At 70.6% G+C, this 20,349-nt stretch carries 24 protein-coding genes and 1 other RNA gene; 8 read left to right on the forward strand and 17 right to left on the reverse strand.

Going from position 1 to position 20,349, the window contains the following annotated elements; all coding sequences use genetic code 11:
* Nucleotides 1-280: 280 nt before the first annotated feature.
* From ACZ6MA_RS04910 to ACZ6MA_RS04945, 8 genes are all read right to left on the reverse strand, one after another.
* Entirely contained in the window at nucleotides 281-2,668 is a 2,388-nt protein-coding gene (locus tag ACZ6MA_RS04910; protein WP_469431051.1) for a HelD family protein, read from the reverse strand.
* 146 nt (nucleotides 2,669-2,814) lie between these two features.
* Complete coding sequence (locus ACZ6MA_RS04915; protein WP_469431052.1) at nucleotides 2,815-3,543, reverse strand: anti-sigma factor family protein; 729 nt, start codon at nucleotides 3,541-3,543, stop codon at nucleotides 2,815-2,817.
* The gene (locus tag ACZ6MA_RS04920; RefSeq protein WP_469431053.1) at nucleotides 3,540-4,079 is read right to left on the reverse strand and encodes a sigma-70 family RNA polymerase sigma factor; all 540 of its coding nucleotides are present in this window, start codon (nucleotides 4,077-4,079) and stop codon (nucleotides 3,540-3,542) included. The genes ACZ6MA_RS04915 and ACZ6MA_RS04920 overlap by 4 nt, the downstream gene beginning before the upstream one ends.
* Before the next feature lie 169 nt (nucleotides 4,080-4,248).
* Nucleotides 4,249-4,848, reverse strand: a complete 600-nt coding sequence (locus tag ACZ6MA_RS04925; RefSeq protein ID WP_469431211.1) for a CGNR zinc finger domain-containing protein — start codon at nucleotides 4,846-4,848, stop codon at nucleotides 4,249-4,251.
* Nucleotides 4,849-4,980: 132 nt separating this feature from the next.
* On the reverse strand, nucleotides 4,981-5,163 hold the full coding sequence (locus ACZ6MA_RS04930) for a hypothetical protein (protein WP_469431055.1): 183 nt from the start codon (nucleotides 5,161-5,163) through the stop codon (nucleotides 4,981-4,983).
* Nucleotides 5,160-5,465 carry a hypothetical protein gene (locus ACZ6MA_RS04935; RefSeq protein WP_469431057.1) on the reverse strand — a complete coding sequence of 102 codons (306 nt, stop codon included), beginning with the start codon at nucleotides 5,463-5,465 and terminating at the stop codon, nucleotides 5,160-5,162. Before ACZ6MA_RS04935 ends, ACZ6MA_RS04930 begins: the two co-directional genes overlap by 4 nt.
* 110 nt (nucleotides 5,466-5,575) lie before the next feature.
* Nucleotides 5,576-5,836, reverse strand: coding sequence for a DUF6255 family natural product biosynthesis protein (locus ACZ6MA_RS04940; RefSeq protein WP_469431058.1), 261 nt, complete (start codon nucleotides 5,834-5,836; stop codon nucleotides 5,576-5,578).
* Nucleotides 5,833-6,258: an ATP-binding protein gene (locus tag ACZ6MA_RS04945; RefSeq protein ID WP_469431059.1), complete on the reverse strand. Its 426-nt coding sequence runs from the start codon at nucleotides 6,256-6,258 to the stop codon at nucleotides 5,833-5,835. Before ACZ6MA_RS04945 ends, ACZ6MA_RS04940 begins: the two co-directional genes overlap by 4 nt.
* 112 nt (nucleotides 6,259-6,370) lie before the next feature.
* Between ACZ6MA_RS04945 and ACZ6MA_RS04950 the strand changes: the two genes are divergently transcribed.
* The 5 genes from ACZ6MA_RS04950 (at nucleotide 6,371) to ACZ6MA_RS04970 (ending at nucleotide 10,027) form a co-directional block, all read left to right on the forward strand.
* Nucleotides 6,371-7,195 (forward strand): helix-turn-helix domain-containing protein, encoded by an 825-nt coding sequence (locus ACZ6MA_RS04950; protein WP_469431060.1) that lies wholly within the window; start codon nucleotides 6,371-6,373, stop codon nucleotides 7,193-7,195.
* Nucleotides 7,192-7,434, forward strand: coding sequence for a DUF397 domain-containing protein (locus ACZ6MA_RS04955; protein ID WP_469431061.1), 243 nt, complete (start codon nucleotides 7,192-7,194; stop codon nucleotides 7,432-7,434). The genes ACZ6MA_RS04950 and ACZ6MA_RS04955 overlap by 4 nt, the downstream gene beginning before the upstream one ends.
* A 499-nt stretch (nucleotides 7,435-7,933) precedes the next feature.
* Nucleotides 7,934-8,830: a helix-turn-helix domain-containing protein gene (locus ACZ6MA_RS04960; RefSeq protein WP_469431062.1), complete on the forward strand. Its 897-nt coding sequence runs from the start codon at nucleotides 7,934-7,936 to the stop codon at nucleotides 8,828-8,830.
* Nucleotides 8,831-8,967: 137 nt separating this feature from the next.
* On the forward strand, nucleotides 8,968-9,345 hold the full coding sequence (locus ACZ6MA_RS04965; protein ID WP_469431063.1) for a hypothetical protein: 378 nt from the start codon (nucleotides 8,968-8,970) through the stop codon (nucleotides 9,343-9,345).
* Between the two features lie 484 nt (nucleotides 9,346-9,829).
* Nucleotides 9,830-10,027, forward strand: coding sequence for a DUF397 domain-containing protein (locus tag ACZ6MA_RS04970; RefSeq protein ID WP_469431064.1), 198 nt, complete (start codon nucleotides 9,830-9,832; stop codon nucleotides 10,025-10,027).
* Here ACZ6MA_RS04970 and ACZ6MA_RS04975 read toward each other — a convergent pair.
* Nucleotides 10,024-10,992 (reverse strand): LysR family transcriptional regulator, encoded by a 969-nt coding sequence (locus tag ACZ6MA_RS04975; RefSeq protein ID WP_469431066.1) that lies wholly within the window; start codon nucleotides 10,990-10,992, stop codon nucleotides 10,024-10,026. The genes ACZ6MA_RS04970 and ACZ6MA_RS04975 overlap by 4 nt on opposite strands.
* Nucleotides 10,993-11,076: 84 nt before the next feature.
* Here ACZ6MA_RS04975 and ACZ6MA_RS04980 point away from each other — a divergent pair, with 84 nt between their 5' ends.
* Together ACZ6MA_RS04980 and ACZ6MA_RS04985 are read left to right on the forward strand one after the other, a co-directional pair.
* Nucleotides 11,077-11,235, forward strand: a complete 159-nt coding sequence (locus ACZ6MA_RS04980; RefSeq protein WP_469431067.1) for a hypothetical protein — start codon at nucleotides 11,077-11,079, stop codon at nucleotides 11,233-11,235.
* Between the two features lie 52 nt (nucleotides 11,236-11,287).
* A complete protein-coding gene (locus ACZ6MA_RS04985) occupies nucleotides 11,288-11,980 on the forward strand; it encodes an antibiotic biosynthesis monooxygenase (RefSeq protein WP_469431068.1) in 693 nt (230 codons plus the stop codon).
* Here ACZ6MA_RS04985 and ACZ6MA_RS04990 read toward each other — a convergent pair.
* From ACZ6MA_RS04990 to ftsE, 6 genes are all read right to left on the reverse strand, one after another.
* Nucleotides 11,964-13,118: a hypothetical protein gene (locus ACZ6MA_RS04990; protein WP_469431070.1), complete on the reverse strand. Its 1,155-nt coding sequence runs from the start codon at nucleotides 13,116-13,118 to the stop codon at nucleotides 11,964-11,966. The two genes, ACZ6MA_RS04985 and ACZ6MA_RS04990, sit on opposite strands and share 17 nt — an antisense overlap.
* A 195-nt stretch (nucleotides 13,119-13,313) precedes the next feature.
* Nucleotides 13,314-13,684: a transfer-messenger RNA gene (gene ssrA, locus ACZ6MA_RS04995) on the reverse strand.
* 130 nt (nucleotides 13,685-13,814) lie between these two features.
* Entirely contained in the window at nucleotides 13,815-14,321 is a 507-nt protein-coding gene (smpB, locus tag ACZ6MA_RS05000) for an SsrA-binding protein SmpB (RefSeq protein WP_469431071.1), read from the reverse strand.
* Between the two features lie 18 nt (nucleotides 14,322-14,339).
* Nucleotides 14,340-15,578 carry a S41 family peptidase gene (locus ACZ6MA_RS05005; RefSeq protein WP_469431072.1) on the reverse strand — a complete coding sequence of 413 codons (1,239 nt, stop codon included), beginning with the start codon at nucleotides 15,576-15,578 and terminating at the stop codon, nucleotides 14,340-14,342.
* Between the two features lie 102 nt (nucleotides 15,579-15,680).
* Complete coding sequence (ftsX, locus tag ACZ6MA_RS05010) at nucleotides 15,681-16,592, reverse strand: permease-like cell division protein FtsX (protein WP_469431073.1); 912 nt, start codon at nucleotides 16,590-16,592, stop codon at nucleotides 15,681-15,683.
* Nucleotides 16,593-16,601: 9 nt separating this feature from the next.
* Nucleotides 16,602-17,291 (reverse strand): cell division ATP-binding protein FtsE, encoded by a 690-nt coding sequence (gene ftsE / locus ACZ6MA_RS05015; protein WP_469431075.1) that lies wholly within the window; start codon nucleotides 17,289-17,291, stop codon nucleotides 16,602-16,604.
* A gap of 276 nt (nucleotides 17,292-17,567) precedes the next feature.
* On the opposite strand from ftsE, the gene ACZ6MA_RS05020 reads away from it, so the two are divergent.
* On the forward strand, nucleotides 17,568-17,762 hold the full coding sequence (locus ACZ6MA_RS05020; protein WP_469431076.1) for a hypothetical protein: 195 nt from the start codon (nucleotides 17,568-17,570) through the stop codon (nucleotides 17,760-17,762).
* Between the two features lie 126 nt (nucleotides 17,763-17,888).
* Here ACZ6MA_RS05020 and ACZ6MA_RS05025 read toward each other — a convergent pair whose 3' ends face one another.
* Together ACZ6MA_RS05025 and prfB are read right to left on the reverse strand one after the other, a co-directional pair.
* Nucleotides 17,889-18,893, reverse strand: coding sequence for a hypothetical protein (locus ACZ6MA_RS05025; protein WP_469431077.1), 1,005 nt, complete (start codon nucleotides 18,891-18,893; stop codon nucleotides 17,889-17,891).
* Between the two features lie 222 nt (nucleotides 18,894-19,115).
* Nucleotides 19,116-20,222: a peptide chain release factor 2 gene (gene prfB / locus ACZ6MA_RS05030; protein ID WP_469431079.1), complete on the reverse strand. Its 1,107-nt coding sequence runs from the start codon at nucleotides 20,220-20,222 to the stop codon at nucleotides 19,116-19,118.
* Between the last annotated feature and the right edge of the window lie 127 nt (nucleotides 20,223-20,349).

Here is a 20,349-nt window from a genome sequence, read left to right on the forward strand (position 1 = left end):
GGTTGGGCCCGGGGGCTTGGATCGAGCCGGTGCCACACCCAGGCTAACAAACCGTCCCGGGAAGTGATTCCGGTAGGCACGGTGTGCCGTGTCCTCAATCGCCGGACGGGCTCTGGTGTGGCTGGGCCATGGCAATCAAGCCCAGCCAAAACCAGCCCGTCCGGCGATTGAGGACGCGCCCGCAGGGCGCTCGCCGCCGCAGGCGGCCAACACGTCCCGCAGCCGGCAACGGCGCCCGCAGGCCGAAGGAGGCGCCGCCCAGGCAAGAGGCGGCAGCCACTCAGTCCCGCAAAAGATCCGGCACACCCTCCCCGTCCGGGTCGTCCCGCTCCCCCGACAGGACTGTCAACCGCTGCGTCGCCCGCGTCAGAGCCACGTACAGCACCCGCAGGCCCGCCGGGGACTCGTCCGCGATTTCCGCGGGGGTCACGACGATCGTCGCGTCGTATTCCAGGCCCTTGGCCTCCAGGCTGCCCAGCACGACCACCCGGTCGCCCAGTCCGGCCAGCCAGCGCCGCGCCTCCGCGCGGCGGCCCATGGGCACGACGACGCCCACCGTGCCGTCCACGTCGGCCAGCAGGTGCAGCGCCTCCTCCCGCACCGACGCCGCCAGATCGCCGCCCGCGACCGCGAACCGCGGCACGACGCCCGTCGAGCGGACCGCCGCCGGGGAGCGCATGCCGGGCATGGCCAGGGCCAGTACCTTGGCCGCCAGCTCGGCGATCTCGGCCGGGTTGCGGTAGTTCACGGTCAGCTCGAAACGGCGGCGCGGGCGGCTGCCGAGCGCCTCGTCACGGGCCGCGGCCGCCTCGTCCGGGTCGGACCAGGAGGACTGCGCCGGGTCACCGACGATCGTCCAGGTGGCGGTGCGGCCCCTGCGGCCGACCATCCGCCACTGCATGGGCGTCAGGTCCTGCGCCTCGTCGACGATGACGTGCGCGTAGTCCGTCCGCTCCAGAGCCAGCCGCTCCGCCCGCTCGCGCCGCGTCTCGGAGCGCTCGGGCATCAGCTCCTCCAGCCCGGTGAGATGGGCCAGCGGGTCCGCCTCGCGCGGCTGCTTGGGGCGGAAGGGGACGCCGAGCAGCGTCTCCAACTCGTCCAGCAGCGCCACGTCGTGGACGGACAGCGGCCCCCGGCCGTGCTCGTCCAGCCGCTTGAGCGACCGGGCCAGCAGCCGGACCTCACGCGGGTTGAGCACCCGGCGCGCCCAGCGGGAGAGCCGGCGTTCGTCGGCCATCGCGGCGAGCACCCCGCGGGGGGTGAGTTCCGGCCACCAGGCGGCGAGGAAGTCGAGGAAGTAGTCCTCGGTGGAGAGGTCCTCGTCGAACGCCTGCCGCGCCTCGGCCAGCAGCTCCGGGTCGGAATAGCGCTTTCCGGCGCCCGACTTCGACCACAGCGCGTCCAGGATCAGCCGCCGGGCGCGCGGGCGCAGCAGGTTGACGGGCGCGGTGCCGCCGAGCACGGTCTGCCGGATGCGCCGCAGGTCGTCGGCGCCCAGCTCCACCCGGCCGCCGAAGACGACCACGCGCAGCCGGTCCGGCGGACCGGCCGGGGCGGCGGCGGTGAGGCCGTCCAGCGACAGCTGGCCGTCGTCCGCGGGGGAGGCGGGTGCGGGGCTCGCAGGGGAGTCCAGCGCACCCCGCACCGCCTTGCGCAGCACCTTGAGCATGCGCGAGGAGCCCTTGATCCGGGCGACGGCGGGCTCGTCGTAGGTGTCGGCCTCGGCGCCGTCCACCAGGTTGCCGACCGCGCGGATCGCGACCTGGCCCTCCTCGCCCAGCGAGGGCAGCACGCCCTCGGTGTAGGCGACGAGCAGCGGCGTCGGGGAGACCACGAGGATGCCGCCCGCGTAGCGTCTGCGGTCCTGGTAGAGCAGGTAGGCGGCGCGGTGCAGGGCGACGGCGGTCTTGCCGGTGCCCGGGCCGCCCTCGACCTCGGTCACCGACGCGGCGGGCGCGCGGATGACCATGTCCTGCTCGGCCTGGATGGAGGCGACGATGTCCCGCATGGTGTGGCTGCGGGCCTGGCCGAGTGCGGCCATCAGCGCGCCGTCGCCGACCACCGCCAGCTCCGCCCCGCCGAGCGTCGCGGTCAGCTCGGGGCGCAGCAGGTCGTCCTCGACGCCGAGGACCTTGCGGCCCTTGGAGCGGATCACTCGGCGGCGGACCACCCGGCCCGGTGCCACCGGCGTCGACCGGTAGAAGGGCGCGGCGGCGGGTGCGCGCCAGTCGATGACGAGCGGCGCGTAGTCGGCGTCGAGCACGCCGATCCGGCCGATGTGCAGCGTTTCGGCGATCTCCGCCCGGTCCCCCCGTACCGCGTCGTCGGCGGGCTCGACGGAGGTGTACGCCCCGTCCGGGCCCTTCTTGCCGTCCTTTCCGAGCAGCAGGTCGATGCGCCCGAAGAGGAAGTCCTCGAACTCGCTGTTCAGCCGGTTGAGGTGCACGCCGGCGCGGAACACCTGCGCGTCCCGCTCGGCGAGCGCTCCCGGCGTGCCGACCTGACCGCGTTTGGCGGCGTCGTCCATGAGGAATTCGGCCTCGTGGATCTTTTCCTCAAGACGTCGGTACACCCGGTCGAGGTGCTGCTGTTCGGCACCGATCTCGCGGTCGCGGACCCCGTCCGGTTCCGTCACCACGTGCGCGTCCGTGGCGTTCTGCGCGGCCACCCAGGCCCCCTTCTGCTGTGCGTAGGGCAGCCGTCAACCGTACGCGAACAGGGGTGCTGAGCGCACCTGTCAGGACATGAGCGGTTTGCTATGACTGTTCACACGTTGACAGATCCCCGCGGATGGGCTGGTGCGGGTGCGGACGGTCACCGGTTGTCGACGGTGGCCAGCCGGGTGCCGTCGAGTGTGCGGACCTCGAACCGGTCGATCCGGTCACGGTCGAGGGCGGCGCCGCCGTGGGTGTACAGCGGCTCCTTGTTCCACTTCCCCGTGGCCTCCGGCAGGCCGTAGCCGCCCGCCGGGACGGCCCAGGTGGTGACGGTCTGCCGTTCGCCGTTCTTGCCGACGGCGATCAGGTCGCAGCTCAGCGGGCCCCTGACGTTGCCGAGCCTGAGGGCGACGTGGGTGCCCCAGGGTTTGGCCTGGAGGGAGACCGTCGCGTCGACCTTGGTGACGGGGTCGACGGTGCCGATCTTCTCGCCGTCCTCGTACATCTCCTTGGCCGCGCTCACCGTGCTGTGGCCGGGCGTGTCCCGCGCGGTGACGGCGGCACCGGCCAGCGGACCCGCGACGATCAGGGCGACGGCCGCCGCGGCGAGCCACAGCCGGCGGGTGCGCCGCGCCCGGCGCACCGTGGCGGTCTCGTCCAGCAGCCGGTCCAGGAGGGCCGGCCCGGGCCGGGCGTCGAGCACCGCGGGGTCGGGTGACGCCCCTTGGAGTTCGGCGAGCACCGGGGACAGGCCCAGCAGGTCGTCCAGCTCGGCGGCGCACCAGTCGCAGGAGACGAGGTGTTCCTCGAAACGGGCGGCGTCCGCCTCGTCGAGGACGCCGAGCGCGTAGGCGCCCACGTCCGTGTGCTGTGCCGGCGGGTTCATGCCGTCACTCCCCGTTCCGCGAGCGAGAGCTTCATGGAGCGCAGCGCGTAGAAGACCCGGGACCGTACGGTCCCGGCCGGTACGCCCAGCACTTCCGCCGCCTCGCTCACCGTACGTCCTTTGAAATAGGTCTCGATCAGAGCCTCTCGGTGGGCTTCGGTCAGATCGCCCAGTGCCTCGGAAATGGTCATCAGGCGCAGCGCCCGGTCGATCTCGTCGGCCGCGGGGATCAGTTCCAGCGGACCCGCGTCGACCTCCCGGGGCCGGGACTGCCGGCTGCGGTGGCCGTCGATGACGATGCGCCGGGCGACGGTCACCAGCCACGGGCGCACGGATCCCGTGGCGTCGCGCAGCCGGTCGGCGTTGCGCCAGGCGCGCAGCAGGGTCTCCTGGACGACGTCCTCGGCGCGCTGGCGGTCGCCGCCGACCAGGCGCAGCACGAAGGCGAGGAGCGGGCCGGCGTGCTCGTCGTAGAGCGCCCGCATCAGCTCCTCGTCGGGCGTCGTCCTGTCTGCCACGGCGGCATCCTTGCGCAAGCCTTCCCCCAGGTCGATAGCTCGGTTCTCCCGAAGGCGCGGGTGGGGGGCCGTCGCGGGCCCCTTCACCGGTGGATACGGGTGGGGCGGGGGATCGGCTCAGTGCCGGCGGATAAATTTCCGGAAGACCCTCCGGCAACACCCGTGGCGTACGGGCTCCGGGTTCGGCTCAGCCGTGGCCGTCGGCGGCGCGCCGCCGGTGCCGGGCGACGCGCTCGCGGTTGCCGCACACCTCGCTGGAACACCAGCGGCGGCGGCGCCCCCGCGAGGTGTCGAGGTAGACCAGCGAGCAGGTCTCCCCCGCGCACCGCCGCAACTGCCCCCGGGCGACGGGATCGGTGAGCAGCTCGACCGCGTCCCGGGCGACCTGCCCCACGAGGGCGTCGCAGTCGGGCGGGGCGGCGACGGTACGCACCAGCGTGCCGTCCCCGGCCCGGACGGCGAGCACGGCGGGCGGCGCGGTCGCGGCGAGGGCGTTGACCCGCTCCAGATCCGGATCGGCGGCCCGCCCGTCGACCTCCGCGTGCACGACCCGGTGCAACAGCTCCCGCGCGGCGTGAAACCGCCCGAGCCAGCCCCCGTCCACGGCCGTCAGCGGCGTACCGGGCGGCACGACCCCGGCCCCGACCAACCAGTCCCGCAACCGCTCGGGCCCGGTCAACCGCTCCACGGTCTCCTCACCCGCCCGGCTGCCGCCCGTGGCCAACAGGTCCAAGCAGAGCCGCCCGGAGTCGAACCGCAGGTCGTAGGAGGCCCTCGCCGCCGCCATGTGTCCTGTCACCCGTTTCCCTGTGGGGGGTCCTGTGGGGCCCTGTGGGGTACCGCCCCCCTCAGGGTGCCCGGAGGAAGGGGGGTCCGTAACCCCCGGGGACGGGCGGGGGCCCCTCGGGCCTCAGCGCAGCTATCGCGGATTCTGCTCGTCATCGTCGTTACCGGCTTCCATCCGCAGCTCGGCCAGGTCCAGGACCCCACGGATGATCCGGTCGACCTCGGCGAGCCCTTCGGGCGGGAGGCCATCAGTGACATGCGCGGCGTCGGGGACGAACTCGTAGTCCCAGCGCTGTTCGGTCGACTCGTCGCTCAAAGACCGATCTCCCGCTCAGCGGCGGCCAGAATCCTGGCGATCTCACCCTGGGCCTCGATGACCTGCCGCTCGCTCGACGCCGGGTCGGCGGCGACACGCTCGGCCTCGCGCAATGCCGCCGCCCGCTGCGGCCGACGCTCGACCGCCACGAACATGGCCCACTTGATCAGGAAACCGCGCATCCATCCGATGGTTTCCGTCCGCACGGCCTGGTCGAAGGCCTCGCCCAGCTCCCGGTCGTACTGCGCCAGGTTCAGCGGCCTGATGTGCCGCACGGCCTCCCGCAGGGCCTCACGCGTCATCGCGGGCTGCGGAATGAGACCGCCCGGAGGACGCGTCCGCAGGGCGCCCGTACCCGCCGCTCGACCGGCCATCCGGCGGCCGCCCTCGTCATGGCGGTGATTACACACCGTCAGCAGTAACGCGGCCCGAAGCCAGTGGTCCGGGCGGCCACGGCGGTCATCCGTCGCCACACCTGGCGGGCCGCCGCCCGGTCCGCCTTGTCGCGGGAGTGATCGGAGGGGGTCACCGTCTGCGGCAGGCCCGGCGGCCTCAGCGCCCCGTAGTCCGTGAACCGCCGCGTCCCGCAGTTCGCGCACCGGGCCTCGCCCCCGGTGTGCGTCCAGCCCGAATGATGCGCGCACGGCTGGACGAGCCGCCCGACGGCCCTCATGCCGTTCCCTCGGGCGGGGCGGCACACGCGAACTCGCACCACACCACTTTTCCGGGGTCCCGCTCCCCGACCCCCCACGTGTCCGCCAGCGCGTCCACCAGCATCAGCCCCCGGCCCCGCTCCTCCTCCGCAGTGGTCGTACGAGCCACGGGGTGGCCGTCGCCGCTGTCGTGCGTTTCCAGCCGGATGACGTGGTCGTCGAGAAGCCAGAGGTGGAGCAGGAACCCCCTGCCCACCGGCACTCCGTGCAGCAGGGCATTCGTGGCCAGTTCGCTCACGCAGAGCAACACGTCTTCGGCTCTGCCTGTGAGGTTCCAACGCTCCAGGGTCCTGCGGGCGAATTCTCTGGCCATGGGTACGGACCTGGGCGTACGCCGGTAGAACCGCTTGTGGAAGTAGGGGAGTTGAGTCGCGTCGTTCATGAGACCACGGTGGCAGTGGGTAACTACGCTGGACCAGCGCATCAGCCCGTACGGATTTTTTGTACGGGTTCCACGCCGGTCATTTGCACCCATGGATGGGGAGTTGGTCTCCATGCAGACCCGGAAGAACGCCAAGAAGCAGGGCACGTCCGTGCGGCTCATCGGAGCGTTGGTCGCGCTTTTCCGCGCGAACGCGGGCTTCACACAGCGCACGCTCGCCGATCGTTTGTGTGTGCACGAGGAGACGATCGCTTCGATCGAGCAGGGCAGGCGGCCCCTTCTACCGGACATGGCAGAGCAGCTCGATCGCGTCCTGGAGACGGGGGGTGCACTGGCGGTTGGAGTAGAGCACCTATCCGCTCGGGAGAAGTACCCCGTCTGGGCGGAAGAGTTCATGGCCCATGAGAGGGAGGCGATCTCTCACTACTCGTACGAGAACCAGGTCGTTCCCGGCCTGCTTCAAACAGAGAATTACGCTCGCGCCACCTTCCGCACCACCACCCCATCCCTCACCGAGGAGGAGATCGAGGTTCGCGTCGCGGCCCGGATGGAGCGCCAGGAGCTGCTACACCGGACGGCGCCTGCCACTTTCAGCTTCATCCTCTCCGAGGACGTGTTGCTCTGCCGCCTCGGCGGCCAAGAGGCCATGAAGGAGCAGCTCCGCCACCTACAGGTTGCCGCCGACCTGCCTGGCGTCTCTGTCCAGGTGATGCCGCTCGACTACGAATCCCACGCTGGCCTCTCCGGCCCCTTTGTCTTGCTGGAAACTCCCAGCCATCAGCAGCTCGCCTACGTCGAAGCGCAGCTCGGAGGCCGTCTCACCTCGGAGCCCGAGGACGTCAGCCTCCTCGCGCGGAAATATGGAATGCTGCGCACACAGGCTCTCAACTCTAAGGAGACCCAGAGCTTGCTGGACCGGCTGCTAGGAGAGACATGAACGAGCTGACGTGGTTCAAGTCGAGCTACAGCACGGAACAGGGCGGCAACTGCATCGAAGTCGCGTACGACTGGGTCAAGTCGAGCTACAGCGGCAGCGAGGGCGGCTGCTGCGTCGAAGTCGCCACCCACCCCACCACCATCCTCGTCCGTGACTCCAAGGTCCCCGACGGCCCCCGTCTGACCCTCTCCCCCGAGGCCTGGTCGGCCTTCACGGCCTTCGCTCGTACCACCGACTAGGTACCGCATGGGCCGATCGGCCCAGCCGCCGCACGGCGAGTGCAGTAGTCGGCAGTCCGCCGGACATACGGACCCACAAGCAGCCGCCGAAGGCGGCGAGCGCCCCCGGGGCGTGAGCCACGCCCCCGCGCATCCGAACCGCCCCTCCCGGTGAATCGCGACCCCGCGAAACCCGCTCCCGCACCGCATGCCTACGGCACAAGAGTGGCTCTGGCCTGCCGTTTTTAGCCCATTAGCATGATCTTGAAGCCTGCCTGTGAGGGCTCATTCGGCATGAGGCAATAGATCAACATCTTGCTTGGGAGTGCCCTACCTGCCAGCCGTCAGCCATCCGGTGCACCATCTGCCAGCTGGCACATTGCGCGGGCAAGGTGCCACCTCCCGGACAGGACCCTCCCAGTGGCGCCCGAGCCACTTGCCGGAGGGCGGACAACGACCACACACTGCATTCGTCAGGGCAGTCTCCGATTGCCTGTCCTGCGGGGAAGGACCAGCGATCGTGGCTACTCCGGGCGCCGTGGTACAGCGGCGGCAACTGCGCACCGAGCTCAAAAAGGCACGTACCAAAGCCGGACTCACTCAGCTGGAAGTGGCTGCCCGGATGGACTGGAGCCCTTCCAAGCTGATCCGGATCGAAGCCGGCCAGGTGGGGATCTCCACCAACGATCTACGGGCGCTGCTTCATGAGTACGGGGTCACCGACCAGCAGCGCCTGGACTACTTCCTGGAACTGGCTCGCGCCAGCCGGAAGATGCCGTACCGGGAGTACAGGGGGCTGCTGTCCAAGCCCTACATGGACTTGCTGTCGTACGAAGTCGCCGCGAGCATCGTCCGTTCCTTCGAGCCTCTGCTGATTCCCGGTCTGCTCCAGATCGAGGAGTACACGCGGGCGACGAGCCTCGCCTTCGCCCCGCACCTCACAGGAGACCGACTGGACCGTGCGGTCGAAGCCAGGCTTCAGCGGCAGGAGCTGCTGGACAGCCCGCACCGACCGGAGTTCTTCTTCATCATCGACGAGGCGGCGATCCATCGATGGACCGGCGGCCCCGGGGTGATGAAGAGTCAACTGCTCCACCTCAAGGAGATGGCAACCCGCCCCGGGATCTCCATCCAGATCGTCCCTTTCAGCGTCGGTGCCCACGTCGGCCTGCAAGGGTCCTTCGTCCTTCTCGAATTCGATGGGGAGATGGACGACATTCTCTATCTGGAGAAGACCTCGGGGGACTCCGTCTTCAGTGACGACACCGAAGCGACCAGCCGCTATCTGGAAACTTTCTGGGCGCTGGAAACGCAGGCCCCTCGGGAAGACCTGCCCCGTTTGATCGACCGGGCGATCGAAGGAATGAACGGAGTCCCGGAGGCGCGACCCTCGGTGGAAGTGAGCGTAGAGGCGTAGGAGAGGCCGTCTCCCATGCCTACAGCAGTAGGTTGATTCGGAGCGATTCGTGAACAGCATAGTCAGCCCTGCCGTGCCCGGCTTCACGCGCGGCGGAGCAGTACACCCACGGGGACGTACAAGCGAGTTGCGGAACCATGGCCGGCCGTAGCGAGCGGCCGAGCCCCCGCCGACGCCAGATGTCCGACGACTCGTCCAGCGCCTGGGACGTCGTCGTCATCGTCCTGCGGGAGATCGTGACGGACTCCCGCAGGACACGGAACCTCATCCTGCTGGTCATCAGCGTGCTGCTGAGCGCCGGAGCGCTGGTGACCGTGGCCCTTGTGCTGATACCGAACCCCTCGGGCTGGCTGACGGCGGCCGGGTGCTGCGCGGGCACCACCGCCGTCGCGGCGGCCAGTCGCCGGCGTCAGCCGCGCGCTGTGCGGAGATCGCCGCTCACCGGGTCGAGCCCGCGCGGCGTGGAGCCCGCGAGTCCGTCGAACGAGGGCGAGCCCAGCGATACGCCCAGCTGAGCAGGGTCGGGGCCACCCACCCCGCCGCTACGACCACCGCCCCGGAGGCCAGTACGTGCACCAGCACGGACCCTCCGGTGGCGGCCGCGATCAGGGCTCCGAAGCCCGTCGCCGCGATGCCGGCGGCCAGTATGTAGACGTACCACAAGAGACGCCTCGCGCCTCGGGACGGACCGGCCGAGGTCGAGTTCCCCATGACGTCTCCTCTGCCACACACAGTCGGGGGCCGGGCCTCCACCAGATTAGGGGATACGGCCGCACCGCCGGAACGGTACGCGCCCGTACAAACAGCGTGTACGGCTTCGGCGCGCACAGTCCGCAGCACATACGCGCAAATGCCGAATTTCTCAGATATTTAATTCTATTCCGGCCCACCCTTCCCTGATCACCGATTACTTGTCAATCTGATGGGGATAACCGGGGAGCCGAGCCGCAACTCCCCCGGCCAGCCATCGACAAGCGGCCGAGCGGAAGGGATATTGGCGTGGGCGATCAGAAAATTCGGCCACTCTGGCTGAGGAGCAGCTTTTCCGGCCCCGGTACCGAAAACTGCGTCGAAGTCGCCTTCGTCGATCACGAAGTTCGGGTACGCGACTCGAATTCCCTCGGTCGGCCCTCGGTCTCCTTCTCCCACCGCACCTGGCGGGAATTCCTCACCCGGCTGCGGCTCCCGTCCGCCTAGCCCCGCTCCCCCATCAGCGCCGCGTCACCCGGCGGCAGCCACCCCGCCCCCGGCGGTCGCTCCAGCCACCCCCGTGACGCGGCCAGGGTCCGAGCGGCGTGCCGCAGCGCGTCCAGGCCCGGGTGCCGCAGGCCCTTCGCCCACACCATCGCCACCGGCGAGAGCGGCACCGGGTCGACCAGCGGTCGCAGCACCATGCCCGGTACGTCGATGAACTCGACACTCGCCAGCACCGACCAGCCCCGTTTCCGGATGACGCGGATGAACTCCTCGTCCCCCTCGATCTCCGGGAACGGTTCGGCGACGCGTATGCCCCGCCCCTCGAAGAGGCGTTCCGCGAGGTCGGTCCACTCGGCGGTCACCGGGTTTCCGGCGGCGGCGTAGAGCGTCTCCCCCGCCAGCTCGCCCAGCGGGACCTGCGGGAGTCCGGCCAGCCGGTGGTCCTCCGGCAGCAGCACGGCCATCGGCTCGTAGCGGACGGGCTGGTGATCGAGGCGGGCCCGGAGCGCCGGGTCGAGGCCGGCCACGCGGCCGAAGGAGACGTCGAGCCGTCCGGCGGCGATCTCCGCCGCCGCGCCCGTGAGCCCGCTGAGGTACCGGGCGATCAGCTCCTGCTCGGGAGCCGCCTCCCGGGCGGCCGTCAGCACCTGGTGGGCGACGCCGGCCTTGGCGCCGACGTCGACGAGCAGCGGGCGCTCCTGGCGGGCACAGGCGGCCGCCAGTTCGTCGTACGCGGCGAGCACCCGCCGGGCGTGCGGCAGCAGCCGGGTGCCTTCCGTGGTGAGGGTCACCTGCCGGGTGGTGCGCGCGAACAGCTCGGCGCCGACCCGTCGTTCCAGCCGCCGGACGTCCCGGCTCAGCGCCTGCTGGGCCACGTACAACCGCGTCGCCGCCCGGGTGAAGTGCAGTTCCTCGGCGACGGCGACGAACGCCCGCAGCAGTCGCGGCTCTATGTCGTGGGGCACGGACGGCAGTTAACAACACAGGCGCGTGAATGGCCACCGATCAGGTGTTGGACCGCCGCACCGCCCTCCGGCGAGGGTGGGGGCATGCCGCATCACACACCCTTCCTCGCCGTCAGCGGCGGCACCCTGATCGCCATGGCCCGTCCGGCCACCGGCCCGCTACCCGGCCGGGACACGCCTCGCCGACGCCCCGGGCGCCTCGTCCGTCTGCTACGGAACCGCCTTGACCTCAAGCGCGGTTGATGTCCGACGCTGGGCGCGTCCGCCAGCGATCACCGCAAGGAGTCCGGCCCCCATGAGCACCACCCCGCGCCCCGCGCTGCCCGACGTCACCCGTCCCGACGCCGGGACCTCCCTCGTCAGCGAATGGATCTGCGGCAGCGCCGAACGCTCCCGCACCGCCGCCGACATGGCTCTCGCCGAGTGGTCGGTCACCATGGGCCAAGGGCCCGGCGGGGACGCCGACGGGGCCCTCGCCCTGCACATCTTCCTGAACACCGACGGCAGCGGCCTTCTCCACTACTCGCAGTGGACCAGCGACGAAGCCCACCTCGCCTGGGCCCGGGCCCGCCGCGACCGGATGATCGGCACGCTCGACGAGGTCGTCCCCGGCATCGAGCGCCCGGGGCTGCACCGCACCCGCGTCTACCGGAGCATCACGGCGGACCCGACCCGCACACCCGGCCTGGTCGTCCTCGCCACCGTCGACGCGACCGGCCCCGAGCGTCAGCGCTCCTGGGCCGACACCGTCGTCGCCGCCCAGCGGGAGACCCCGCTCCCCGGGCTCATCGCCGCCCACTTCCATCTCACCAAGGACGGCACGCGCGTCCTGAAGTACTCCGAGTGGTCCGACGTCGCCGCCCACGAGGCGGCGCTCCCCGTCCTGGCCGCCTCCCCGGACTGGGGCAAGGTCCTGGACCACCCCGGGACCCGGCACCTGGGCTTCAAGCGGTACGAGATCTACGGCTCCGTCACCCGCGAGCCCTGACCCGCCTCACGATCACCACGCCCGCCGCTGCCGCCACGGCCGCCCCACCCGTGCCCGCACCGACGATCAGCACCGTGCGGCCCGGCCCCTCGTCCGGGGACGCGGGGGCGGCTCCGGTGACGACGAGGTGGCCGGTCCGCTTCACCCGGCCGTGGTGGCTGACGACGGTGACGGGGTAACGCCCGGATTCCAGACCGGAGCGGACCCGGGCCGGGCCGAAGTAGCGCGGGTCGTCACCGTCGCCCGCCTTGCTGTCGTCGCGCTTCAACGACACCGCGCGCTCGAACGCCGGGGAGGTCGCGGTCAGCCGGCCCTCCTCGCCCGGGTCGGGTGACTCGTCGCTCCACAGCACGTTGACCGAACCACCGGCCGCGATCTTCACCCCGGACCCCCGGGCGTCCTCGGGCCGCTCCTTGACCGCGAAGAAGGCCGGGCCGCGCGCCCTGCCCACGTAGTCGCTGTCCCCGGGCCGCGCGGCCCGCACCACCAGGTCCTTGTTCTCGATGGTCCGGCCGTCCGGGCCGGTCAGCTCCACCTTGTACGTGCCGTCCTTCGCGTCGACGGGCAGCCGCGCGAGCGCGGAGAACATCCGGGGGTTGTTCCAGTCGGCGCCCTTGGGGTCGTGGACCAGCCGGACGGGGTTGGGGAAGACCGGGGACCGCACGGTGAAGACGTCACCGCTCTCACCGGGATAGAGGTCGTCGAACCACATCCCCAGCTGCTCGCCCGGCCGCAGCTCGTCCCCCGGCGTGGCCGCCTGGAACGTCGGCCGCTGCGAGGGCTTGACCTCCACCTGGTCCCGGGCCACGACCTCGCCGTCCGCCTCGACCTTGAGCGGGTACGTGCCCGGCGCGGTGGACATCGCGACGGCCGGGCGCGCGTGGTGCGAGCCGTCCGAGGCGGCCAGCTCGACCGGGCGCTCGAAGACGGGCGAGGTGACGGTGACATCCGCACCCGCCCGGACACCTTGGACATCGACGTCGATCAGCTCGCCGGGCCGGTTGTCGAAAGCGCCGTTGAGCAGCAGGTGCACCCCGCCGCCCGGCCCGTCGTCGGCCACCGCGACCCCGGCCGCGCCGGCCACCGGCCCGATCAGCCCCACCCCCAGCACGGCCACCGCCGCCCGAGTCCACTTCACCGCACACCCCCTGTCGGTCACTGAGGAAGATGCCCGTCCCGGCCCGATGGTTGCCCGGACGAAAAAACCCCGGGCCCGCGACGATGTCGCGGGCCCGGGGTTCACATGGGATGACGGGATCCGGGGGCCTGGCCCCCGGAGAGCTGACGGGCGGACCCTGCTCGCGTGGTGTGCGAGCGGGGAACGCCCATCCGTCCGTGGAGATGGCGGGAATCGAACCCGCGTCCAACGGTGCGGAATCAGGGCTTCTCCGTGTGCAGTTCGCTGCGCTTTTCTCGGCCCCGGCGATCACGCGAACAAGTCGCCGACGGGCCCAGTCACTGTTTGATTTCCTTCTCGACCCCGTGACCGGGTCGAGAAGTTTAGTTCCCTAGCTGATGCCAGGATCCGGGTCGGGAACAGCCCCGGGCTGACACTTCACGCAGTCGCTACTTAGGCAGCGAGGGCGAAGGAATCGCGCTTGGAGTTGGCGATTATTGGTTGCGACATATGGTTTACGAGATCATTGCCGCTTCCTCGACACGCTTCCCCTGCTTCGACATCCGCTGTCGAAACCGATCATCCCCATGTTGATTTTTCAAGGTGCGCACCCGCCGGTACCACCCGGTGGTGTGCGATGCCCATCGTACGTGACCAACGCACGAGGGTGCCAGCGAATTCCCGCGGGGCGGGCTGCGGGCCCGGTCGCGGCGCCGGCTACAGCGCCTGCTGCTTCGCCCGCTGGCGCCTGCGCGCGGCGGCGATCGCGCGGTTGGACTCCCGCGTGTCCTGCTTCTCGCGCAGCGTCTGCCGCTTGTCGTACTCCTTCTTGCCCTTGGCGAGGGCGATCTCGACCTTGGCCCGGCCCTCCTTGAAGTAGATCGCCAGGGGCACGATCGTGTGACCCGTCTCCTGCGACTTGGAGTCGAGCTTGTCGATCTCGGCACGGTGCATCAGCAGCTTGCGCTTGCGGCGCGCGCTGTGATTGGTCCACGTCCCCTGGGCGTACTCGGGGATGTGGGCGTTGTGCAGCCACGCCTCGCCGCCGTCGATCTGCACGAAGCCGTCCACCAGCGAGGAGCGGCCCTGGCGGAGCGACTTGACCTCGGTGCCCGTCAGCACCATGCCGCACTCGTAGGTGTCCAGAATGTGATAGTCGTGGCGCGCCTTCTTGTTCTGCGCGACCAGCTTGCGACCCGTCGTCTCTTTCTTCTGTTTAGCCATAGCGCGGTCATTCTCGCACTAGGACCCCACCCCGAGGCCACTCAATACCGTGCGGGCCCGACGCTCGGCGTCACCACGAACGACGAGGTCGGGGGTGATGCCCCGGCCGTCGACCGCGCGCCCGGCGGGGGTGCGGTAATGGCCGACGGTCAGCTCGGCCACCGAGCCGTCGGGGAGCCGGCTGGGCATCTGCACGGACCCCTTGCCGAAGGTGGGCCCGCCGACGAGAACGGCCCGGCCCCGGTCCTGGAGGGCGCCCGCCAGCAGCTCGGCGGCGCTCATCGTGCCGGCATCGACGAGGACGACCAGCGCCGGCCGGGTGCGCCCGCCGGGGGCGGCCTGCAGCACGCGCTGCTCGCCGTGCACGTCGTAGGTGGCGACGAGACCGCCGTCCAGGAAGGCGGAGGCGGCCTCGACGGCCTCGGTGACCAGACCGCCGGAGTTGCCGCGCAGATCCAGCAGGATGCCCTCGCCGCGCCCGGCCGCCCGGACCGCCCGGCGGACCCGCTCGCCGGTGCCCTTGGTGAAGGAGGCCACCTTGATCCGGGTGGCCGGTGCCTCGTCGTCCCGGAGCCGGGCGACGGTGACGCTCTCGGTCGTCAGCCGCTGCCGGCGCAGCGTGTGCTCCCAGGTCCGGCCGCCGCGCTGGAGACCCAGGCGCACGGGCGTACCGGGCCCGGCCGCGGCCGCCCGGACGGGGTCCTTCCCGGCGGCGCCGCCCGGGGCCGGACTGCCGGCGTCACCGCGCAGCCGGGCGACGGTCTCGGTGACGGGCCGGCCGGTGACGTCCGCGCCGTCGACCGTGCGGACCCGGTCGCCGGGGCGCAGCCCGGCCCGCTCGGCGGGGCTGCCGGGCTGGACGCCGTCGACCTCCGTCCAGCCGCCCGGCCCGCGCCGGGCGGAGAGACCCACGCCCACGTACACACCGTCCAACGCCCGCTGGAAGCCCTCGTACTCGCGGGCGCTGTAGACCGCGCCCCAGCGGTCGCCGCTGCGGCTGACGACCTCGGCGGCGGCCTCCGAACCGGACTTGCCCTTCCGCGCGGCCTGCGCGGCGGCGGCCTCCACGGCCCGGCGGTCGACGGCCCGCGCGACCGTGCGGGAGGACCGCCCGGCCGTGTGCTCCCCGCCGCCCTGCCGGTCCATCCCCCAGGAACCGGCTGTGGCACCGGCCGCGAGCACGCTCGCGAAGACCAGCGTCAGAGCCGCCCCACGACGGACGCGGCGCGGCGGAACGAACATCGTCGGGCCGAACATGCGCGAGAGTCTAGGACACCAGAGGGCGCCGTACGGGGAGTTGACCGCACGGCGCCCTCGGCGCATGACAGGTGTGCTCGTGGCGGGCCGGTGCCGCCGCGGCTACACCTTGAGGTACTTCCGCAGTGCCACGAAGGCGGCGAGCGCGGGCATCAGCACCCCGATCGCGATCACCAGCGGCAGCTTGGAGAGCACCGCGTCCCAGCCGAGGAACTGGATCACGTCGACGCGGGGGGCGAGCAGATTGTTGACCAGGAAGTACTGGCCGCTGACCAGCAGCACACAGGCGAAGCCCGCGCCGAGCAGCCCGGCGACCGCGGCCTCGGTGATGAACGGGATCTGGATGTAGAAGCTGGACGCGCCGACCAGCCGCATGATCCCGGTCTCCCGGCGGCGGCTGAACGCCGATACCCGGACCGTGTTGACGATCAGCAGCAGGGCCACGACGAGCATCAGGGCCATCACCCCGAGCGCCGCCCAGTTCATGTACTTCAGAAGATTGAAGAGGTTCTCCAGCAGGGTCTTCTGGTCCTGCACCACCTGGACACCGGGGCGCTGCGAGAAGGCGCTGGAGATGACCTTGTACTGGGACGGGTCCTTGAGCTTGACCCGGAAGGACTCCTGCATCTGGTCCGGGGTCAGGGAACCGGCGATCGGGGACTTCCCGAACTGCTCCTTGTAATGCTTGTACGCCTCGTCGCTCGTCTCGAACTGCACGCTCTGGACGACCCGCATCTTCTCCAGATCGGCCTTGATCTGCTTCTTCTGGTCCTCGGTGGCCGCGCCCTTCACACAGGCGGGATCCGACTCGGCGTCGACCTTGTTGCAGAGGAAGATCGAGACGTTGACCTTGTCGTACCAGTAGCCCTTCATCGTGCTGACCTGCTCGCGCATGAGCAGCGACCCGCCGAAGAGGGCGAGCGAGAGGGCGACGGAGACGATGACCGCGAAGGTCATCGTGAGATTACGGCGGAGACCGACGCCGATCTCCGACAGGACGAACTGGGCGCGCATGGCGTCCTTTCAGTGCTGGTAGCCGTAGACGCCGCGCGACTGGTCGCGCACGAGCCGGCCCTTTTCCAATTCGATGACGCGCTTGCGCATCTGGTCCACGATCTGCTGGTCGTGCGTGGCCATGATGACGGTCGTCCCGGTCCGGTTGATCCGGTCCAGCAGTTTCATGATGCCGACGGAGGTCTGCGGGTCGAGATTGCCGGTCGGTTCGTCGGCGATCAGCAGCATCGGCCGGTTGACGAACGCGCGAGCGATGGCCACGCGCTGCTGTTCACCACCGGACAGCTCGCCGGGCATCCGGTCCTCCTTGCCCCCCAGACCCACCAGATCGAGGACCTGGGGCACGCCCTTGCGGATCTCACCGCGCGGCTTGCCGATGACCTCCAGGGCGAAGGCGACGTTCTCGGCGACGGTCTTGTTGGGCAGCAGCCGGAAGTCCTGGAAGACGGTGCCCAACTGGCGGCGCATCTGCGGCACTTTCCAGTTGGAGAGCCGGGCGAGGTCCTTGCCGAGCACATGCACCTGGCCGTGGCTGGCCCGCTCCTCGCGCAGGAGCAGCCGCAGGAAGGTGGATTTGCCCGAACCCGAGGAACCGACGAGGAAGACGAACTCGCCTTTCTCGATCTCCAGCGAGACATCGCGGAGCGCCGGGCGGTTCTGCTTCGGGTAGGACTTGGAGACGTTGTCGAATCGGATCACGAGTGCACCACGCGTCGACCTGGATAGTGGCACGGAACACCGCGCGCGCGGCTCCCGTCGGTGTGCGTGACCATACGCGAAGCACCGGCGCACGCGCAGTCGGCATCCGGGGTTGGCGCGTTTATTACCGACACCATCGGGGACAAAACGAGGACATTTGGGCCCCGTTTTGCGCTGCGCGCGAGCAGTCGCGCCGAACGGCGGGAAAGCTGGCACAGTGGTAAGGGGAACCACCCGGGTATCCCGCGCGTTGGACGTGCCGGAGGAGGAGATCGCATGACATGCGACCGACTGGTGTGCGCCAGCTGCGCGGGCCGGGTCAGCGAGGGCAGGTGCCCGGTCTGCCGGGCCAGCCGACAGCGGCTTGAGCAGCAGGAAGGCGCGTTCGCCGCGCTGTCGCCGGCCACGCTGATCGCGCTGCTGGTGGCGCTCGTCGCGGTGGCCCTGGTCGCCCACGGCTTCGCCGCGTAACCACCCGCTCACAGCTGCCGGGATCCCGTAGAGACACCGCAGACCTACCGCGTACAGGGTGAGGGCCCGGAGCGTCGTCCGCTCCGGGCCCTCACCCTGTCCCCGTACGGGGTACCGGTCGTCCGGTCAGGCCGCGGTGTTCCGGTTGACCAGACGCGGCAGCATCCGGAAGCCGATGCCGCCGGCGATCATCGTCGCGGCGCCGATCAGCAGGTAGGACGTGTGGCCGGCGCCGGTCTGGGCCAGCTGCTCCTTCGGCTTGGCCTGCTGCACGGGCTTGGAGCCGCCGCCGTCGGTGCTGGTGCCGCAGTGGGAGTCCGTGTCGACCGGGCAGGTCGTGGCGTCGTCGCCCTTGCCGCCGCCGGTGGCGGAGCCGCTGTGGTCGTCGCCGCCGGTCGAGCCGCCGGTGGAGCCGCCGGTGCTGTCGCCGTCGTCGTCACCGCCGGTGGAGCCACCGGAAGTCGAGCCACCGGAAGTCGAGCCACCGGTGGTGGTACCTCCGGAGGTGGTGCCCTCGGAGGTGGAGCCGCCGCTCGTCGAGCCGCCGGTGGTGGTGCCACCGCTGGTCGAACCGCCGGAGGTCGAACCGCCGGAAGTCGAGCCCCCGGAAGTGGAACCGCCGGAGGTCGAACCACCGGAAGTCGTGCCCTCGGAGGTGGAGCCACCGCTGGTGGTCCCCTCCGACGTCGAACCGCCGCTGGTCGTGCCCTCGGACGTCGAACCACCACTGGTGGTCCCCTCGGAGGTCGAACCACCACTCGTGGTCCCCTCCGACGTCGAACCACCGCTCGTGGTGCCCTCGGAGGTGGAACCGCCGCTGGTCGTGCCCTCGGACGTCGTGCCGCCCGACGTCGTGCCCTCGGACGTCGTGCCGCCCGACGTCGTGCCGCCCTCGGTCGTGCCACCGGTCGGCGGCTGCGTCGGCTGCGGGATCTCGGTCGGGTCGACGGTCGGGTCGACCGTGGGCGGGGCGGTCGGGTCGTCGCCGACGGTCGCCTTCACCCCGATGCCACCGACCTCGACGTCCACACCGGCGGCCGAGGCCGCACCCGCGGCGGTCAGCGAGGCACCCGCCACGATCACCGCACCGGCGGCTATTCGCGCGACGCGCAGTCGCGTGTTCTTCGTCATCTGCCTGCTACCCCCAGTAGCCGAACTCGTCATTGGAGCAGCTCTTCACGGGGCCATGGCGCCTTGGGGACCACGCGTGGCTGAACCGGCCGTACCGGCCGGGCCGCTCGCCCCCCACCACACGCGCCCCAGTGATACGCATGCCAAACGCCACCCTTCACAGTTTTCAGGGTGGCGTCAAGGCAGTTAAGGGCGTGATGCCCGGCTATGTCGGTGTTTGGACTACTTCTCCGACTGCTTGCGCCAGCGGATACCGGCCTCCAGGAAGCCGTCGATGTCGCCGTCGAGCACGGAGGTGGGGTTGCCGACCTCGAACTCGGTACGCAGGTCCTTCACCATCTGGTACGGGTGCAGAACGTACGAACGCATCTGGTTGCCCCAGGAGTTGCCGCCGTCGCCCTTGAGCGCGTTCATCTTCTCCTGCTCCTCCTGGCGGCGGCGCTCGAGGAGCTTGGCCTGGAGGACGTTCATCGCGGTCGCCTTGTTCTGGATCTGCGAGCGCTCGTTCTGGCAGGAGACGACGATGCCGGTCGGCAGGTGGGTCAGCCGGACCGCGGAGTCGGTGGTGTTGACGCCCTGGCCGCCGGGGCCGGACGAACGGTAGACGTCCACGCGCAGATCGGACTCGTCGATCTCGACGTGGTCGGTCTGCTCGACGACCGGCAGCACCTCGACGCCCGCGAAGGACGTCTGGCGGCGGCCCTGGTTGTCGAACGGCGAAATGCGCACGAGGCGGTGGGTGCCCTGCTCGACGGAGAGCGTGCCGTAGGCGTACGGGACCTGCACGGCGAAGGTGGTCGACTTGATGCCGGCCTCTTCCGCGTACGAGGTTTCGTAGATCTCCGTCTTGTAGCCGTGGCGCTCGGCCCAGCGCAGGTACATGCGCTGCAGACGCTCGGCGAAGTCGGAGGCGTCGACGCCGCCGGCCTCGGCGCGGATGTTGACCAGCGCCTCACGGGAGTCGTACTCGCCGGAGAGGAGGGTACGGACCTCCATCTCGTCCAGCGCCTTGCGGACCGCGGTCAGCTCGGCCTCGGCCTCGGCGAGGGTGTCCGCGTCGTCCTCGGCCTCGGCGAGCTCGAAGAGCACCGCGAGGTCGTCGATGCGGCCGCGCAGCGCCTCGGTCTTGCGCAGCTCCGCCTGCAGGTGCGACAGCTGGCTGGTGATCTTCTGCGCCGCGTCCGGGTCGTCCCACAGGGACGGTGCCGCCGCCTGCTCCTCGAGCACGGCGATGTCGGCCCTCATCTTGTCGAGGTCCAGGACGGCCTCGATCGACCCCATGGTCGAGGAGAGGGACTTCAGCTCTTCGGATACATCAACGACTGCCACGCACCCAGCCTAACGGCTGTGCCGGGCTGCACGGCCCGAAGGTGGGCGCCCAGGATCTTCGGGGTGCGCTTTTCCGCTCCCCGGCCGGGCGTTTGTGGGCCACAAAGGCCGCAAAGGTCATAAGGCC

Source organism: Streptomyces sp. NPDC042259 (genome assembly GCF_055582085.1).

What these genes read in the sequence shown, in the direction of transcription:
- ACZ6MA_RS04915 (WP_469431052.1), bottom strand. Translation starts at nt 3,543, where the DNA reads ATGAACCCGCCGGCACAGCACACGGACGTGGGCGCCTACGCGCTCGGC.
- ACZ6MA_RS04925 (WP_469431211.1), bottom strand. Translation starts at nt 4,848, where the DNA reads ATGGCGGCGGCGAGGGCCTCCTACGACCTGCGGTTCGACTCCGGGCGG.
- ACZ6MA_RS04935 (WP_469431057.1), bottom strand. Translation starts at nt 5,465, where the DNA reads ATGACGCGTGAGGCCCTGCGGGAGGCCGTGCGGCACATCAGGCCGCTG.
- ACZ6MA_RS04940 (WP_469431058.1), bottom strand. Translation starts at nt 5,836, where the DNA reads ATGAGGGCCGTCGGGCGGCTCGTCCAGCCGTGCGCGCATCATTCGGGC.
- ACZ6MA_RS04945 (WP_469431059.1), bottom strand. Translation starts at nt 6,258, where the DNA reads ATGAACGACGCGACTCAACTCCCCTACTTCCACAAGCGGTTCTACCGG.
- ACZ6MA_RS04950 (WP_469431060.1), top strand. Translation starts at nt 6,371, where the DNA reads ATGCAGACCCGGAAGAACGCCAAGAAGCAGGGCACGTCCGTGCGGCTC.
- ACZ6MA_RS04955 (WP_469431061.1), top strand. Translation starts at nt 7,192, where the DNA reads ATGAACGAGCTGACGTGGTTCAAGTCGAGCTACAGCACGGAACAGGGC.
- ACZ6MA_RS04965 (WP_469431063.1), top strand. Translation starts at nt 8,968, where the DNA reads ATGGCCGGCCGTAGCGAGCGGCCGAGCCCCCGCCGACGCCAGATGTCC.
- ACZ6MA_RS04980 (WP_469431067.1), top strand. Translation starts at nt 11,077, where the DNA reads ATGCCGCATCACACACCCTTCCTCGCCGTCAGCGGCGGCACCCTGATC.
- ACZ6MA_RS04985 (WP_469431068.1), top strand. Translation starts at nt 11,288, where the DNA reads ATGAGCACCACCCCGCGCCCCGCGCTGCCCGACGTCACCCGTCCCGAC.
- smpB (WP_469431071.1), bottom strand. Translation starts at nt 14,321, where the DNA reads ATGGCTAAACAGAAGAAAGAGACGACGGGTCGCAAGCTGGTCGCGCAG.
- ACZ6MA_RS05005 (WP_469431072.1), bottom strand. Translation starts at nt 15,578, where the DNA reads ATGTTCGGCCCGACGATGTTCGTTCCGCCGCGCCGCGTCCGTCGTGGG.
- ftsX (WP_469431073.1), bottom strand. Translation starts at nt 16,592, where the DNA reads ATGCGCGCCCAGTTCGTCCTGTCGGAGATCGGCGTCGGTCTCCGCCGT.
- ACZ6MA_RS05020 (WP_469431076.1), top strand. Translation starts at nt 17,568, where the DNA reads ATGACATGCGACCGACTGGTGTGCGCCAGCTGCGCGGGCCGGGTCAGC.
- ACZ6MA_RS05025 (WP_469431077.1), bottom strand. Translation starts at nt 18,893, where the DNA reads ATGACGAAGAACACGCGACTGCGCGTCGCGCGAATAGCCGCCGGTGCG.